Below are 16791 nucleotides of genomic sequence, written 5' to 3' on the forward strand. Positions count from 1 at the left end.
GTACCTAAATGAGTTCTCCTATTATCAAAATTAAAAATTTATATAGATCCTTTAAACAAGGGGAAGAAACAGTTGATGTTTTGAAGGATATAAATCTAGAAATTGATTCTGGTGATTTTATTGCCATTGTAGGGCAGTCAGGTTCCGGAAAATCAACTTTAATGAATATTTTGGGTTGTTTAGATAAACCTTCTGATGGGAATTATGAAATCTATGGTAAGAAGATTAGTGATATAGAACCAGATGATTTAGCTAAATTACGCTGTAGTCATTTTGGTTTTATTTTCCAACGCTATCAACTAATCTCCGGTATGACAGCTTTGGAAAATGTCGAAATGCCTGCTATTTATCATGGTATGCCTTCTGATGAACGTAAGAGAAGGGCTACTTCATTATTAACCCAATTAGGTTTAGGAGAACATTTACACCATACCCCCGCACAATTATCAGGTGGACAACAACAACGAGTAAGTATTGCCAGAGCTCTAATGAATGGTGGAGAAGTAATTTTTGCTGATGAACCAACAGGCGCTTTAGATAGTAAAAATGGTGAAGAAGTCATGCAAATTCTACATAATTTGAATGATCAAGGTCATACTATCATAATGGTCACGCATGATCCCAATCTGGCACATCAGGCTAAACGCATTGTGGAAATCAAAGATGGGCAGATTATTAGTGACAAAAGACTAAAGTCTATATCAGGTAATAAGTTAGATTCCTTTTACAGTACAAAGAAATTAATTGATATTAATGCTATATTAAGTGCTCTTAAAGAAAACTATAAAATGGCTACTCGATCTATTAGCAATAATAAATTACGTGCCATTTTAACTATGCTTGGGATTATCTTTGGAATTGCCTCTGTGGTCTCTATGGTTTCTATAGGTAATGGAACAGTCACTAAAATTATGAGTTCACTCGGTGAAGACACAATACGAACCATATATATTTTCAAAGGTCAAGAATTTAATGCAACTAACTTAAAATCTCCTGCCAAATCGTTTAATGAAAGTGATTTACAATATCTAAAATCATTACCGTATTTGAAGGATGTTACACCTGATGTTAATTTCAGAGGAGTAATGCAGTATGGTAATACATCTATTAATACTAATGTTTTTGGTTGTGATTTTAACTGTATTCACACTAAAGATTTAAAATTACTAGAGGGTAGACCCTTTAACAAGAATTTAATTGATAGTGCTTCCTTAGTCACTATTATTGATGATCTTTCGGCGAAAGAGATGTTTCCCTATGAAAGTGCGCTTGACAAAACTATTTCAATTCAAAATAGCCCTATGAAAGTCATCGGTGTTGTCAAAAATAAACCAGATTATGATCAGCACTCCTCTGGACAGGCCTATATACCTTACACTACTGCTTCTGTTCGTTTTATGGGCTTCAATACTGATTATCCAGGTTTTTCAATAACTGTTAGAAAAGGATATTCAATTTCTGATGTAAAGGAAAAAATAAAACATTATTTTTATATAAAACATCAAAATAATGAAGATTTTGAAACATTTGCTCTTGATGATGAAATTCAAAAATTTACTTCAAGCACCGATGGGCTTAGGTTATTTATATTAATTGTTGCTTCCATAGCATTATTAGTTGGTGGTATTGGCGTAATGAATATCATGCTGGTTTCTGTGACAGAAAGAACACCAGAAATAGGTGTTCGTATGGCTGTTGGTGCTAAACAAAAAGATATAAAACAACAATTCCTAATCGAATCAGTTATCTTATGTATTTTTGGAGGCTTTATTGGTATTATCTTAGCTTTCTTAATAGGAGGAATCATTAAAATCATTGCAAGCGATCCTGATACCATGATTGGTTTTAGCTTTTCGATAACTTCTGTTATGATTGCTGTATTCTTTTCTACCTTAATTGGCGTTATATTTGGTTATGTCCCAGCTAGAAATGCTTCAAAATTAAATCCAGTAGAAGCCTTACTAAGAGATAAATAATAAATTTTATATTTATTATCAATATATCACATGAATTTAAGTTCGGTTTTCATGTTATCCCTTGAAAAATACTTTATCAAAATATTTTTATCTGCCAATTGTGATAAGACTAATTTTTTATCAAAACAGATCAATATAATCTCTGATAGACTACTTAATTGTTTCTTAATCATTAACTTAATAAAAAACCTACTATAATATAGATACCATACAATCACTCAGCTTAGCTATCCAAAAAAATTTAGTATTGATGGATGAAAAAATTATTTACTTCAAAGGAACAGACCATGATTCTAAGGTTGAGGGTTATAATATGTATGATGACATAATAATTTTTTTTAGCTATACAGAGAATACATTAAACAGATACCTTTAAATCTATTTATCAGTAATATAGTGTGGGAAAGACATGAGTTTCCCTATATTAACAATGAAAAAATGTTAGCCCCCTGATACAGAAACCTATACCCCAGAATTAGTAGACAAAAGATCCAAATGGATAAGAGGAAAAAAGTCTATATTATTTGTATTTGAATTACGTCATTAAGCCTGTGTATGAGATAATTCGGCCAACGTAATATTTGTATGACCACCCGATATCCTCAAGAAAAAAGACTACTTAATTGTAGTCACTAACTTAATCTATAATTTTGGTTAGTACACAGAGTATCCACAATTATGGAGTATTCTTTGATGTGTAGCACACAGAAGTATTTCTATCTAAAAAAAAGAAATACTATCCTAGATTCTCTGCTAAGCAGTATATGGATAAAGACACTAGAAAAATAACTCTAACTACAAAAGAGTAATCATAATAATGGATACTGTTTAACATACATAATTCTCTGATTTAGTGTGCATATCTTACTAATAGGATGAAAAGAACCAGGTACTTGACCAACACCTGGGAGTACAAATATGGGGATACAATAATTTATACACTTTACACAAAAATTAAGAAATAATAGATTTTCTTAACACACCTACATCAATTAATAAACAACCATTATAAAATATAATTACCTTAAGCAAGCACTGCCTTATCTGCAATATCATTTCGATATTGCATACCATCAAAATAAATTTCTTTAATTGCCGCATAAGCTTTTTGTTTGGCATCTTCTACACCATTACCTAAGCCAACGATACACAAAACACGACCACCATTGGTCACAACTTTTCCATCTTTTAAAGCTGTCCCTGCATGAAAAACTTTTGCAATTTTATTTGCAGCTTCTATACCTTGAATAAAATCACCTTTTTTGGGTGATTGTGGATAATTTTCAGCTGCCAACACAACTCCCACTGCTGTTCTTTCATTCCAGTGAATACTAGATTTATCTAGTCTTCCTTCAATTGCAGCTTCTAATAAATCAACAATATCTGTTTCTAATCTACTCATTATTGGTTGTGTTTCTGGATCCCCAGAACGACAATTAAATTCTACTGTATAAGGATCTCCACTAGAATCAATCATTAGACCTGCATATAAAAAACCTGTAAATGGATACCCTTCTTTTCGCATACCTTTAACTGTTGGCTCTATAATTCTTTCCATAACCTTATGAAAAATTGACTCACTAACAACCAAAGCAGGGCTATATGCTCCCATTCCACCAGTATTAGGCCCCTGATCCTGATCTAATAATCGTTTATGATCTTGACTTGTAGCCATAGGTAAAATATGTTGACCATCAACCATTACAATAAAACTTGCCTCAACACCTTCCAGAAAATCTTCAATAACTACTTTAGTACCTGCATCACCCAATTTATTATCTAATAGCATATCCTCAATAGCCTGATTAGCTTCTTCAATACTCATTGCCACAACTACACCCTTACCTGCAGCTAATCCATCTGCCTTAATAACAATAGGAGCTCCTTTATGCAACACATAAGCTTTTGCTTCATCAATATTAAAAAATGTTTGATAATCAGCCGTAGGAATATGGTATTTTTTCATAAACTGTTTAGCAAAATCTTTGGAACTTTCTAATTGTGTTGCAAATTGAGTTGGTCCAAAAATCTTTAAATCAAATTTTCTAAAATTATCCACAATACCTTCAGCTAAATATGCTTCTGGTCCAACAACAGTAAAATCAATATATTGTTCTCGACAAAATTGGATAAGATCATCTTGCTCAGTTAAATTAATATTTTCTATTTTTGGTTCTACTGAAGTACCCGCATTACCAGGCGCTACAAATACTTTGGATACTCTATCTGATTGAGCAATTTTCCAAGCCAATGCATGTTCTCTACCTCCAGAACCAACCACCAATATTTTCATTCATAATCTCCCATGTTAACTGCAAAATGATCTTTAAAATAGACCAAAAAAGTATTATATTCTACCAATGGAATATTCACAATTAACCGACAATTTGATTGTAAATTTCGCTCAATAATCTCAGAACCAGTTTTCTGAATCAATCTCATTACTTCATTCATTTTTGAATAGTCAAAATCGATAGTTAAAGTTTTATAAACATTTTTTTCTATGATGTGTGCTTGAGATAAAACATTTTTAGAAACTGTTTTATAAGCTTTTACTAATCCTGGTACTCCTAAAAGTATACCTCCAAAGTAACGTACCACCATGATACTAATATTAGTTAATTTATACGAATCAATCTGACCCAATATAGGTAATCCTGCTGAACCAGATGGCTCACCATCATCATTCGCTCTATAGTGTTGTCTATCAAAACCGAGGCGATAAGCATAACAGACATGAACTGCTTTTAAGTGTTCTTTACGCAATAAATCTTGTTGTATCTTTATCTCACCAATAGATTGAGTAGGGTAAGCATAAGCCAAAAAACGGCTACCCTTATGTTTATATTCTGCAAAAACCTCTTCATCAATTGTTTTAAAGTGATCGATCATATTATCCACAATTTATTTGTAAAAAATAGCCGTCAATTAGTCTCATTATTCAATATGATCATTTTAATGTTTCAACTAACTCCGGTACTACCTTAAATAAATCAGCAACTAAACCATAAGTGGCCTCATTAAAAATAGGGGCATCAGGATCTTTATTAATTGCTACAATAATTCTACTATCTTGCATTCCTGCTAAATGTTGAATAGCGCCAGAAATACCAATTGCAATATATAATTCTGGTGCTACAATTTTGCCTGTCTGACCCACCTGATAATCATTAGGAGCATAACCCAAGTCTACTGCTGCACGAGAAGCTCCTATCGCTGCATTTAATGAATCAGCTAATGGATATACTAAACTTTCAAAGTTTTCTTTACTGACTAAACCTCTACCACCTGAAACAACTACTCTTGCTTGTGTTAATTCTGGACGATCTGATTTAGAAATCTCTCTTTTTATAAAACGACTTAAATTAACTGGGTTAGGGACAGAAACTTTCTCAATACTGGCAGATCCACCTCTATTACTTACATCAAAATGAGTAGTTCTAACGGTTAAAATAACTTTATTATCTTTGGTTTTAACTTTTTGAAAAACACTACCTGCATAAACTGGATGCAAAAAAGTATCTGCAGCAATAATTTCTGATACATCCGATACTTGTGCTACATTAAGTAGTGCTGCTGCTCTGGGTAAAATATTTTTTCCAAAGGTATTAGCTGCTGCCATAATATAATGATAAGGTTCTGCCAAAGACTTAATTAAAACTGCCATTTCTTCAGCTAATTGGTTTTGGTAATGTTCAGCATCTGCCACTAATACCTTATTAACACCCTCAATTTGACTAGCTTCTTTAGCAACACCGTCTACACTCATTCCTGCTATTAAAATATCCACATCACCTAGTTGTTTGGCAGCAGTTACCGTATTAAATAAGGTAGGGGCTAATTGACTTTCATTAATTTCTGCAATAACTAATGTACTCATTTATCTCTCCTACTCATATTACTTTTGCTTCATTTTTTAATTTATCTACCAACTCTTGTACTGACTGTACCTTCACACCACCAGTTCTTGGTTTTGGTTCAATATAAGCAAGAATTTCAATTCTAGGTTCAATATCTACTCCTAATTCTTCAAGACATACTTTATCCAAAGATTTTTTCTTTGCTTGCATAATATTTGGTAACTTAATATAACGGGGCTCATTTAAACGTAAATCAGTTGTAATTACTGCAGGCAGTTTAAGTACTAACATTTCTAAACCACCATCAATTTCCCTAGTAATTTCAACTTCTCCTCCTGATAACTCAATTTTACTCACAAATGTTCCTTGTGGTGCATTAATTAAAGCAGCTAACATCTGACCTACTTGATTAGCTTCATTATCAATAGCTTGTTTTCCTAAAAAAATTAAGTCTGGATTTTCTTTTTCAACAATTTTTTGAATAATTTTGGCGACTGCTAATGTTTCAATTTCTTTATCAGTTTCAACATGAATAGCACGATCAGCACCCATTGCTAATCCTATTCTCAATATTTCTTCACATTTTTTTACCCCGATTGATAATACAATTACTTCTGATAATTTTCCTGCTTCCTTGAGACGAACTGCCTCTTCTACAGCAATTTCATCAAAAGGATTCATTGACATTTTAACATTATCTGTATCTACATTTGAACCATCAGCTTTTACTCTCACTTTAACATTAAAATCAACTACTCTTTTAACAGCCACTAGTGCTTTCATAAAAAAAATCCTTTTTTTATCAATAAAGTTAAATCCTGTAATAGCTTTTAATTATTTTGACTTATCTCTTTATTTTTCAATACCTCATTCCAAATACTATACACTTGTTCAACACTAACAGTAGAATTTAAACCACCAATTACTTGTTCCCAGTTTCTATTTTCTACCATTGTATTACCCGTCGAACTATTAGGATAAATCCCCACAGTTGGTTTATTTAAAGCATTTGCTAAGTGTAATAAACCAGTATCCACAGAGACAACAGAGGTACTTAAATCTATTAATTTTGCTACTTGTATTAAGTCCATCTTAGGACATAAATAAACAAAATCAAGTCCTTCTGCTATTTTTCTACTTGCTTCATATTCTTTTTCATTACCCCAGGTCAATAAAACAGGATAAGCATCATCCATATGTTTTTTCTTTAATAATGCCTGCCAGTTATTTTTAGTCCATAATTTATAATCTTGACTTGCTCCTTGCACAACTACATGAAAGTTCTCATAATCCAAAAAATCTAAATTAATATGTTCTGGTATTTGTAAATTTGCTACATAACGATTTCTATCAATTTGATTTCGATAGTTAAATATTAAAGAAAATAGTTGCCGATTTTTCCAAATTACATTGTCTTTTTCTTGAATATGATAATGATGTGTATAAAATTTTACTGCTATTTTTTCACGTATACAATCTTTATTAAATCCATGTATTGGTGCTTTTGCTAAGCTGGCGATTATAGCACTTTTGATAAGTCCCTGACTATCAATAACTAGATCATACTTTTCTCCTACTAAAAATTCTCTAATTTCTCTCATTGTGTTCCATGTTTTTAAGGACCATAATTTTTGACGATATTCTCGCCAAGAAAAGGTAATTACTTTATGAATAAAAGGATGTAATTTAGGAATATTTACAAAAGACTCTTCACAAATCCAATGTAGTTCAATATCTGATCTATATTTTGCTAAATCCTCAATTGAGTATAAAGTATGAATCAAATCCCCCATACTGGAAGTTTTTACTAATAGAACCTTCATAACGTAGAGATTAATTGATAATTGTAAATTTATAAGAATATACTATTTATTACTTCAAAACAAATTTTACTATCTTAATGTACTCCTATTTAAACCAAGTTAATTCTCTCTTGTACATATTTTGTAAAACTTATTCCTTTAAAATTGAATAAAAGTTTAAAAAAGTATATTTATAGGTAATAATCTAATTGTAATTTATCTGAAAAAATCTTATTTCTTGATCATTATTACCAAAAAAAAAATTAAAGATTTTAAATATGTATTTAATGAAAAAATATGTTAATAGAAATAATATATATTTTTATACATATATAATTTAGTAATAGTATTAGATTTGAATATTTTTGTTAATATAAAAAATATTTAATATAATTTAATGAATTGTATCTGTTTATACTTGTGCATAAGTGATGAAAAACTTGTTAAAAAAAAATAATAATTTTTTTTTTTTTATTTTTCCTGTGTATAAGAATATAGTTTTTAACAAGAAATATACAACTTTATTAAAAAAATAATATTGTTAAATCAATGGATTATTAAATGTTACAGAGAACATTAAAGAAAGAACTTACTATAACTGGTGTAGGTTTACATTCAGAATACTGGAAGTTTTTACTAATAGAATCTTCATAACGTATGAGATTACTTGAAATTAAATATAATTGTAAATTTATAAGAATATACTATTTATTACTTCAAAACAAATTTTACTATCTTAATGTACTCCTATTTAAACCAAGTTAATTCTCTCTTGTACATATTTTGTAAAATTTATTCCTTTAAAATTGAATAAAAGTTTAAAAAAGTATATTTATAGGTAATAGTTATTTGGTAAAAATTATCTTGTATTTAGTAAGCTAAACTAATAAATAATAATCTAATTGTAATTTATCTGAAAAAATCTTATTTCTTGATCATTATTATCAAAAAAAATTAAAGATTTTAAATATGTATTTAATGAAAAAATATGTTAATAGAAATAATATATATTTTTATACATATATAATTTAGTAATAGTATTAGATTTGAATATTTTTGTTAATATAAAAAATATTTAATATAATTTAATGAATTGTATCTGTTTATGCTTGTGCATAAATGATGAAAAACTTGTTAAAAAAAAAATAATAATTTTTTTTTTTTATTTTTCCTGTGTATAAGAATATAGTTTTTAACAAGAAATATACAACTTTATTAAAAAAATAATATTGTTAAATCAATGGATTATTAAATGTTACAGAGAACATTAAAGAAAGAAGTTACTATAACTGGTGTAGGTTTACATTCAGGAGAAAGAGTTAGGTTATCATTAATTCCAGCAGATATTGATAAGGGGATTATGTTTCGACGAGTTGATTTACCAGAAGATCAAAACAGGATTATAAATCTAAATCCTTATCTGATTAATGATACGCGTCTTTCATCTACTATTGTTACTTCAGATGGTATTAGAATTGGAACTATAGAACATTTAATGTCAGCTTTTTGTGCTTTAGGGATTGATAATGTATTAGTTGAATTAAATGCACCAGAAATACCGATTATGGATGGCTCTAGTTTATCCTTTATTCATGTTATTACTGAAGCAGGTATTGTGGAGCAGAAAAAAGAAAAGGTTTTTCTAAAAATTAAAAAATTAATTAGTGTAGATGAGATTGAGAGAAAAGTAGAAATTATTCCTCATGATGGTTTCATTGTTAGTTTAACAATTAAATTTGATCACCCTGTTTTTAATCGTAGTAATCAGACTTTTGATATTGATTTTGTTAATGCTTCTTATATAGATGAAATTGCTAGAGCCAGGACATTTGGTTTTATGCAAGAAATTGAATTAATGCGTACTCATAATTTAGGTTTAGGAGGTAATTTAAATAATGCTATTGTGATTGATGATGAAGGTATTTTAAATCCAGAAGGTTTAAGATATCCTGATGAATTCGTTCGACATAAAGTACTGGATGCTATTGGAGATTTGTACGTTATTGGTTATCAAATTATTGGACATTTTAAAGGTTATAAATCAGGACATGCCATTAATAATAGTTTGTTACGTAAAATTTTAGAAAGTGATGATAATTATGATTTAGTCACTTTCCCTAATGATGAAAAATTACCCAGTGCTTTTCATTATCTTTAAATTATTTACCAATACAAAATTGACTGAAAATATTACCTAATAAATCATCAGAAGTGTATTCTCCAGTTATTTCATTAAGATGAAATTGAGCATTACTAAGGTGTTCTGCTAGTAAATCTAAATAAAAATAGGTTTCAATTGCAAATGTAATTTGTTGTTGAACTTTCCTTAGAGCTTCAACATGTCTGGTTCTTGCTAAAAATAAACTGTTGTCTTCTCCTATATAACCTATTTGATTTAATATTTCTTTTTTTAATAAATCGATTCCTAAATTTTTCTTAGCAGAAATTTTAATTAGAGGATCTTTATCATTAATGTATGTTACTTTGGGTAATTCATTAATTAAATCAATTTTGTTATAAATATAGATTTTTTTAATTTGTTTAGGTAGCTTATCCAAAATTTGCTGGGTTTTGTGATTTATTCCTTCTCTGGGATCTATAATAATTAGGGCAACATCAGCAATATTTAAAGAATGATAGCTTTTTTCAATACCTATATTTTCAATGATATCATCAGTTTCTCTTAAACCTGCTGTATCCATTAAATGGATAGTGATACCTTCTAAAATAATTTCTTCTTTAATAACATCTCTGGTTGTTCCTGCAATATCAGTTACAATTGCAATTTCATTTTCAGCTAAAACATTTAGTAAAGATGATTTACCTACATTAGGTGCACCAATTAAAACTAATGTAATACCTTCTCTTAAAATAGAACCTTGTTTAGCTGTAATTAAAATATTGTTTAAATTAGTTTCAATTTTAGCTAATCGATTCTTTATCTGTGCGTCTTGAAGAAAATTAATGTCTTCTTCAGGAAAATCGAGCGAACCTTCTACTAGAGTTCTAATATCAATAATCTCTTGTTTGATAATTTCAATATAATGAGAAAACTGACCTTGTAGTGAACGAGTGGCCATTTTAGCTGCACTTTCACTATTAGCTCCAATTAAATCTGCAATACTTTCAGCTTGAATTAGATCAATTTTTTCATTTAAAAAAGCACGTTTAGTAAATTCTCCTGGTAATGCTAAACGAGCACCTAGTTCAATACAACGGTTTAACAACAATTGTAAAACAATTGTTCCCCCATGAGCTTGAATTTCAATTATATCATCACCGGTAAAGCTATTGGGTGCTTTAAAATATAATAAGATACCTGTATCTATTATTTCATTATTATTGTTATAAAAGGGAGTAAAATAGGCATAACGTGGTTTTATCTCATTTATTTTACTAATATGTTTAGCTAATGTTTGTAAGTTTTTGCCAGAAATACGGATAATACCGACACCCCCCTTACCAGGAGCTGTTGCAATAGCTGCAATCGTATCTTGTTCAGAAATAAAAATCATTTATTTTTCTACTTTTAATTGTTGCCAAAGCTTAACCATTTTTTTTATTAACACAGGACTAAAGGGCTTAATAATAAAACCTGTTTTGATAATATCATTACTAACAAAGATAGATTCATTTTCAGTGTATTCTTTTTTCATTAATTTCTTAGCAGGTTCGCTACCTGGTTGGAAAGTAACAAAATCACCGTTTTTAGCTGCAATTTCAGGGTCTAAAAAATGATTAATATATAGATAAGCATTATCTGGATGTTTTACACCAATTGGAATGGCTGCTGAATCTATCCAAATAGCTGTTTTTGTTTTTGGTGCTAATACTTTTATATTAAAAGGAGCATTAGCTTCTTTAGCTGTTCTAGCTGCAATATTCAAATCACCCCCATAACCTACTACTACACATAATTCACCCCTAGCTAAATCATTAATATATCCAGAAGAATTAAAACGCTTTATATCTGATCGTACCTTTTTTAATGTTTCATAGGCTCTATTTATATCTTCAGGGTTATTTGTAGATGGATCTAAATCTAGATAACTTAAAACCAAAGGAAATACCTCAGATGGACTATCAAGTAAGCTAATACCGCAAGTTTTCAATTTTTTAGTATATTTGGGGTTAAAAACTAGATCCCATATATCTTGGGGAAGTTCTTGACCAATTCTTTTTTTAACCTGTTCTACATTAATAGCAATGGTATTAATACCTATAAAATAGGGAACAGCATAGTCATTATTAGGATCAATACGTTGCATTAATTCTAATAATTGAGGATCTATTAATTGGTAATTAGGAATTTTACTTTTATCTAATTTTTCATATGCTCCTGCTTTAATCTGGCGTTCTATGTTAGCAGAACCAGGGAAAACTAAATCATAACCTGATTGACCTGTTAAAATTTTTGCTTCTAAACTTTCGTTGCTGTCATAATAGCTATAATTGACTTTAATATTATTTTTATTGGCAAAAATTTCTACTGTTTCAGGATCCACATAATCTGACCAATTATAAATATTTAATTGATTATCCTGTTTTTTCTGAGAGTTAAAGCAAGCAGATATTAAAAATAAAAAGATTAGGTAAAAATATTTTTTGATCATAATACTGTTTCCAGTTTTTTTAGCAAAATAGAATGAATATTATTAAAACTACCATTACTCATGACTAAAATATGGTCGGTAGGTTGTATAAATTGAATAATTCTTGTAATCATCTCGTCAAAATTTTTTTCAATAACAATTTTTGATTGAATGGGCTGTAAACTTTCTTCAAATGACCAATCAATATTACTAGCATAGCAAAATATTTGATCAGCACCATTTAAAGCTTTAGGTAATAAATTTTTAATAGAACCTAACTTCATAGTGTTAGAACGAGGTTCTAATACAACGATAATACGTTGTTTATGACCAATTTTATGTCTTAATCCTTCAATTGTTGTTTGAATTGCAGTGGGATGATGAGCAAAATCATCATATATTGTGATTTTATGTACAATTCCTTTAACTTCCATACGACGTTTAACATTTTTAAATTGACATAGTGCCTCACAACTTTTTCTTACATCAATACCAATATGATGAGCAGCAATAATAGCCGCTAGAGCATTGTTTTGATTGTGTTTTCCTAATAAAGACCAATTAACAATGCCTAAACATTTATTGTTCAAATAGACTTCAAAATCAGAACCATTACCTAAATCTTTGGTATAAAAATCAGTTTTGTTTTTACTAGCAAATAAAACTGATGGCGTCCAAACACCCATTGCTAAAACTTCTTTAATATAAGGTTCATTTGCTTTATAGATAATTTTTCCATGGCTTGGGATCGTGCGAATTAGATGATGAAACTGTTTTTGTATGGCTTGAATATTTTCAAAAATATCTGCATGATCATACTCTAAATTATTAATAATTAAAGTATTAGGATGATAATGAATAAATTTTGAACGTTTGTCAAAAAAAGCAGTGTCATATTCATCTGCCTCTAAAACAAAAAATTTAGAAGATTGTTGTGGGAGTCTGGCAGATACATTAAAATTTTCAGGAACACCACCAATTAGCCAACCAGGTTTATAGTCTGCAAATTCTAAAATCCAAGTTAACATAGAGGCCGTAGTAGTTTTACCATGAGTTCCTGTAACAGCTAATACATGCAAAGGAAATAAAATATGCTCATAAAGCCATTGAGGTCCAGAGGTATAGGTTCTATTTTGATTTAAAATAGCTTCAATAATAGGCATCCCTCTTTTGGCAATATTTCCAATAACAAATACATCGGGTTTAATATTAATTTGATCTGCATCAAACCCTTCGATTACTTTTATTCCTAGTTCTTCTAACTGAGTACTCATGGGGGGATATATTTTACTGTCACAACCTGTTACTTTGTAACCTGAAGCCAAAGCTAAACGGGCGATTCCCCCCATAAATGTTCCAGAAATACCAATAATATGTATGTGTTCCATATAAAATTTTCTGTATATAAGGCTTATGAAATTTAGCTTACTTAGGCTAAATACATTACTGCACACCAGCCAAAGATTAATAATGGGATATTAAAATGGATAAAAGTAGGCAAAACGCTATCTTTTAAGTGATTGTGTTGATTATCTAAATTCAATACAGCAGTAGGCGCTAATGTTGAGTCTGAAGTAGGAGAACCAGCATCCCCCAAAATCCCTGCGGTACCTACTAAAGCTAAAATAGCCATAGGAGATAAGCCCATTTGTAGTCCAATTGGAACATAAATAGTAGATAAAATAGGAACGGTAGCAAAAGAGCTTCCAATACCTAAGGTAATAAACAAACCGGCTAATAGTAGGATTGCTACTACTACAGGAGGTGAATCAAAAATAGATAAAAAAAGTTGTACTAATGCAGGTACATCTCCTTCTACTTTAATAAAATTAGAAAAGCCTGCAGCAGTAATCATAATAAGGCCTATCATAGCCATCATTTTAAAACCTTTGTCAAATAGTTGATCAGATTGCTTTATATTTACAAATCGTCCAAGAAAAACAAGGACTATACCAACAAAGGTTCCAAATAAAAGAGAACCAGAAATAAGTTGAACCAAAAAAGTAATGGTAATAGCCACTAAGGAAATAAATACATCATAAGATGAATATTTAAATTCTTCTTGTGGTCCTTGCTGCAAAAGTTTGACAACCTCAGGATCTTGTTTATAAAATTTTGGTCGCCGGTAAGTGAAAAAAATAGAAATTAATAAACCCGTCAACATACCTAAGGCAGGAATTAACATGGCTTTGAAAACACTTAAGTTACTCGTATCAAGTTGAGCTGAAGCTAAATTTTTAAGCAATATTTCATTTAGATAAACGTTACCAAAACCAATAGGTAATAGCATATAACCAGCAACTAATCCAAAACAAATAGTACAGGTAATCATTCTACGGTCTAAATTAAGTTGATTAAATAATAATAAAAGAGGCTGAATAAAAATAAATACAAAGGCCACGTGGATAGGAATAAGAGTTTGAGACATAAGCCCAAATAGGATAATAATTGATAAAACTAAATATTTAGGATTAATGTAAATTTTTTTCTGTTCTTTTTGAATATTACTTAATAATAATTTGATGATTAGTTGCGGTAACCCAGAATAAGATAGTGCAACCGAAAACACGCCTAATAAGCCATAAGATAATGCAATGGAGGCACCGTTACTAAGTCCGTTTTCAAACGCTGACATAATGTTACTAAGGGGAACGCCACAAAAAATCCCCCCCAGTAATGCACCAAGAAATAAACTGATAACTACGTGAATGCGAAATATTAAAGATAAGATTAACATAATAGAAATCGATACGAGTGCTGTGTTCATAATATGCTTCCTTTTAAGAGTATGGGTTTATAAACTTCCCTTTTCTGCTTATTATAATGATATTGTATTGATTGTGATATAAAATTTTGATATCAATTTTTCAAATTAAAAATTAAGTAGGCATACAAGATACAATTCGTTAAAATGAATATGAATTATTGAAATATCTTGCATATTTTATCAATTGTTTAAGTGAATATACACATTATGAGTAATGTTAATGTTAAGTTAAGAATTATCAATCCTTTAATCAAAGATCATTTACCTGAATATAAAACTTCTGGTTCGGCAGGTTTGGATTTGCATGCTTGCATTACGGAAGATTTAGTTATAAGCCCTAATGAAAGTGTATTAATTCCGACTGGTTGGGCCATTTATCTTGAAGATAAAAGCTTAGCTGCTATGCTATTACCCAGATCTGGTTTGGGGCATAAACATGGAATTGTTTTAGGTAATTTGGTTGGTTTGATTGATTCTGATTATCAGGGAGAAGTAAAAATTTCAGTGTGGAATCGCTCTAATCAATCTTATGTGGTTAAACCGCTAGAAAGAATAGCTCAAATGGTTATTGTTCCTATTTTGCAAGTGCAGTTTGAGATAGTAGATGAATTTCAGGCGACTGATAGAGGTGATTTAGGCTTTGGAAGTACAGGAAAAGGGTAAGGATGAATAATGTTGTTGTTGGTATGTCAGGAGGAGTTGACTCTTCTGTGGCCGCTTATCTATTACAAAAGGAAAATTATTCAGTTAAAGGCATTTTCATGCAAAATTGGCAAGAGGAGGACAATGAAAGCTATTGTTCAATTAAGCAAGATTCTTTGGATGCAATTGCTGTAGCTGATATTTTAGGAATTGATATTAATTTGGTTAATTTTGCTCAAGAATATCAAGATCGAGTGTTTAAGTATTTTTTACAGGAGTATCAATTAGGACGAACACCCAACCCAGATATTTTATGCAATTCAGAAATTAAATTTAAAGTTTTTTTAGACTATGCTTTTTCGACTGGTGCTGATCACATAGCAACAGGACATTATGTACGTAAAGAAGTCATTGATGATGTACATTATTTAAAAAAAGCAAAAGATTTAAATAAAGACCAAAGTTATTTTTTATATCGTTTAAATCCTGATCAGATTAGATCCTCTATTTTTCCTTTAGGAAATTTAAACAAGTCTGAAGTTCGGCAATTGGCATCGGATTTAACACTACCTATTGCCAATAAAAAAGACAGTACAGGTATTTGTTTTATCGGTGAGCGACCTTTTAGGGAGTTTTTACAAAAATATTTACCAGTTCAAAAAGGATTGATGGTAACACCAGAAGGAAAGATAATGGGAGAACATGTTGGACTTGCTTTTTATACCCTTGGACAACGAAAAGGGTTAGGTATTGGTGGTAATGGAGATCCTTGGTATGTTGCCGGTAAAAATATTCAAGATAATCAGTTGATTGTTGTGCAAGGATACAATCATCCTTTTTTATTTAGCAATGAGTTGGTTATGGATGATTTAAGTTTTACTTTGGGAATACCTCCCAAAGAGGGTTATTATCAGATTAAGGTAAGATATCGTATGCAAGATGTAGAAGCTGAATTATGTTATATGGATAAAAAAAAGATTCGCTTAGTATTTAAAGAACCTGTATGGGGTGCGACGCCTGGACAGTCAGCAGTGATTTATCAAGATGATATATGTTTAGGTGGAGGTATTATTGCTAGCACTTTTAGATATTAAAGTGCTATTTTTTTTTATAGAAAGAGTTACTATTTTAGACTAAAATCTCTAAAGTAGT

13 protein-coding genes are annotated in these 16791 nt (G+C 30.2%); 4 read left to right on the forward strand and 9 right to left on the reverse strand.

Features of this window, described 5'->3' with window-relative positions; translation table 11 throughout:
• The first annotated feature begins 8 nt into the window (after window positions 1-8).
• Window positions 9-1976: an ATP-binding cassette domain-containing protein gene (locus GKC53_04060; GenBank protein QRN41310.1), complete on the forward strand. Its 1968-nt coding sequence runs from the start codon at window positions 9-11 to the stop codon at window positions 1974-1976.
• 1024 nt (window positions 1977-3000) lie between these two features.
• Here the strand turns inward: GKC53_04060 and purD are convergent.
• From purD to waaC, 5 genes are read right to left on the reverse strand one after another with little or no spacing between them, the layout of a single operon-like run.
• Window positions 3001-4269, reverse strand: coding sequence for a phosphoribosylamine--glycine ligase (purD, locus tag GKC53_04065; GenBank protein ID QRN41311.1), 1269 nt, complete (start codon window positions 4267-4269; stop codon window positions 3001-3003).
• Complete coding sequence (locus tag GKC53_04070; protein QRN41312.1) at window positions 4266-4868, reverse strand: YigZ family protein; 603 nt, start codon at window positions 4866-4868, stop codon at window positions 4266-4268. Before GKC53_04070 ends, purD begins: the two co-directional genes overlap by 4 nt.
• A 58-nt stretch (window positions 4869-4926) precedes the next feature.
• Entirely contained in the window at window positions 4927-5856 is a 930-nt protein-coding gene (locus tag GKC53_04075; protein QRN41313.1) for an electron transfer flavoprotein subunit alpha/FixB family protein, read from the reverse strand.
• A gap of 13 nt (window positions 5857-5869) precedes the next feature.
• On the reverse strand, window positions 5870-6619 hold the full coding sequence (locus GKC53_04080; GenBank protein QRN41314.1) for an EtfB protein: 750 nt from the start codon (window positions 6617-6619) through the stop codon (window positions 5870-5872).
• 47 nt (window positions 6620-6666) lie between these two features.
• Window positions 6667-7659, reverse strand: coding sequence for a lipopolysaccharide heptosyltransferase I (gene waaC, locus GKC53_04085; GenBank protein QRN41315.1), 993 nt, complete (start codon window positions 7657-7659; stop codon window positions 6667-6669).
• Window positions 7660-8890: 1231 nt separating this feature from the next.
• On the opposite strand from waaC, the gene GKC53_04090 reads away from it, so the two are divergent.
• Window positions 8891-9796 carry a UDP-3-O-acyl-N-acetylglucosamine deacetylase gene (locus GKC53_04090; GenBank protein QRN41316.1) on the forward strand — a complete coding sequence of 302 codons (906 nt, stop codon included), beginning with the start codon at window positions 8891-8893 and terminating at the stop codon, window positions 9794-9796.
• Between the two features lies 1 nt (window position 9797).
• Here the strand turns inward: GKC53_04090 and mnmE are convergent, their stop codons facing one another.
• The 4 genes from mnmE to GKC53_04110 are packed head-to-tail and all read right to left on the reverse strand — an operon-like array spanning window position 9798 to window position 14997.
• A complete protein-coding gene (mnmE, locus tag GKC53_04095) occupies window positions 9798-11153 on the reverse strand; it encodes a tRNA uridine-5-carboxymethylaminomethyl(34) synthesis GTPase MnmE (protein ID QRN41317.1) in 1356 nt (451 codons plus the stop codon).
• Complete coding sequence (locus tag GKC53_04100) at window positions 11154-12251, reverse strand: extracellular solute-binding protein (GenBank protein ID QRN41318.1); 1098 nt, start codon at window positions 12249-12251, stop codon at window positions 11154-11156.
• Entirely contained in the window at window positions 12248-13618 is a 1371-nt protein-coding gene (mpl, locus tag GKC53_04105; protein ID QRN41319.1) for a UDP-N-acetylmuramate:L-alanyl-gamma-D-glutamyl-meso-diaminopimelate ligase, read from the reverse strand. The genes GKC53_04100 and mpl overlap by 4 nt, the downstream gene beginning before the upstream one ends.
• Before the next feature lie 41 nt (window positions 13619-13659).
• Entirely contained in the window at window positions 13660-14997 is a 1338-nt protein-coding gene (locus GKC53_04110) for a TRAP transporter large permease subunit (protein ID QRN41320.1), read from the reverse strand.
• A gap of 207 nt (window positions 14998-15204) precedes the next feature.
• On the opposite strand from GKC53_04110, the gene GKC53_04115 reads away from it, so the two are divergent.
• The gene (locus GKC53_04115) at window positions 15205-15660 is read left to right on the forward strand and encodes a dUTP diphosphatase (GenBank protein ID QRN41321.1); all 456 of its coding nucleotides are present in this window, start codon (window positions 15205-15207) and stop codon (window positions 15658-15660) included.
• Window positions 15661-15662: 2 nt separating this feature from the next.
• Window positions 15663-16733, forward strand: a complete 1071-nt coding sequence (gene mnmA / locus GKC53_04120; protein QRN41322.1) for a tRNA 2-thiouridine(34) synthase MnmA — start codon at window positions 15663-15665, stop codon at window positions 16731-16733.
• Window positions 16734-16791 lie beyond the last annotated feature (58 nt).

The sequence above is a fragment of the Neisseriaceae bacterium genome (assembly GCA_016864895.1).
In the GTDB taxonomy this organism is placed as follows: Bacteria; Pseudomonadota; Gammaproteobacteria; order Burkholderiales; family Neisseriaceae; genus QFNR01.

What these genes read in the sequence shown, in the direction of transcription:
- GKC53_04060 (QRN41310.1), top strand. Translation starts at nt 9, where the DNA reads ATGAGTTCTCCTATTATCAAAATTAAAAATTTATATAGATCCTTTAAA.
- purD (QRN41311.1), bottom strand. Translation starts at nt 4,269, where the DNA reads ATGAAAATATTGGTGGTTGGTTCTGGAGGTAGAGAACATGCATTGGCT.
- GKC53_04070 (QRN41312.1), bottom strand. Translation starts at nt 4,868, where the DNA reads ATGATCGATCACTTTAAAACAATTGATGAAGAGGTTTTTGCAGAATAT.
- GKC53_04075 (QRN41313.1), bottom strand. Translation starts at nt 5,856, where the DNA reads ATGAGTACATTAGTTATTGCAGAAATTAATGAAAGTCAATTAGCCCCT.
- GKC53_04080 (QRN41314.1), bottom strand. Translation starts at nt 6,619, where the DNA reads ATGAAAGCACTAGTGGCTGTTAAAAGAGTAGTTGATTTTAATGTTAAA.
- waaC (QRN41315.1), bottom strand. Translation starts at nt 7,659, where the DNA reads ATGAAGGTTCTATTAGTAAAAACTTCCAGTATGGGGGATTTGATTCAT.
- GKC53_04090 (QRN41316.1), top strand. Translation starts at nt 8,891, where the DNA reads ATGTTACAGAGAACATTAAAGAAAGAAGTTACTATAACTGGTGTAGGT.
- mnmE (QRN41317.1), bottom strand. Translation starts at nt 11,153, where the DNA reads ATGATTTTTATTTCTGAACAAGATACGATTGCAGCTATTGCAACAGCT.
- GKC53_04100 (QRN41318.1), bottom strand. Translation starts at nt 12,251, where the DNA reads ATGATCAAAAAATATTTTTACCTAATCTTTTTATTTTTAATATCTGCT.
- mpl (QRN41319.1), bottom strand. Translation starts at nt 13,618, where the DNA reads ATGGAACACATACATATTATTGGTATTTCTGGAACATTTATGGGGGGA.
- GKC53_04110 (QRN41320.1), bottom strand. Translation starts at nt 14,997, where the DNA reads ATGAACACAGCACTCGTATCGATTTCTATTATGTTAATCTTATCTTTA.
- GKC53_04115 (QRN41321.1), top strand. Translation starts at nt 15,205, where the DNA reads ATGAGTAATGTTAATGTTAAGTTAAGAATTATCAATCCTTTAATCAAA.
- mnmA (QRN41322.1), top strand. Translation starts at nt 15,663, where the DNA reads ATGAATAATGTTGTTGTTGGTATGTCAGGAGGAGTTGACTCTTCTGTG.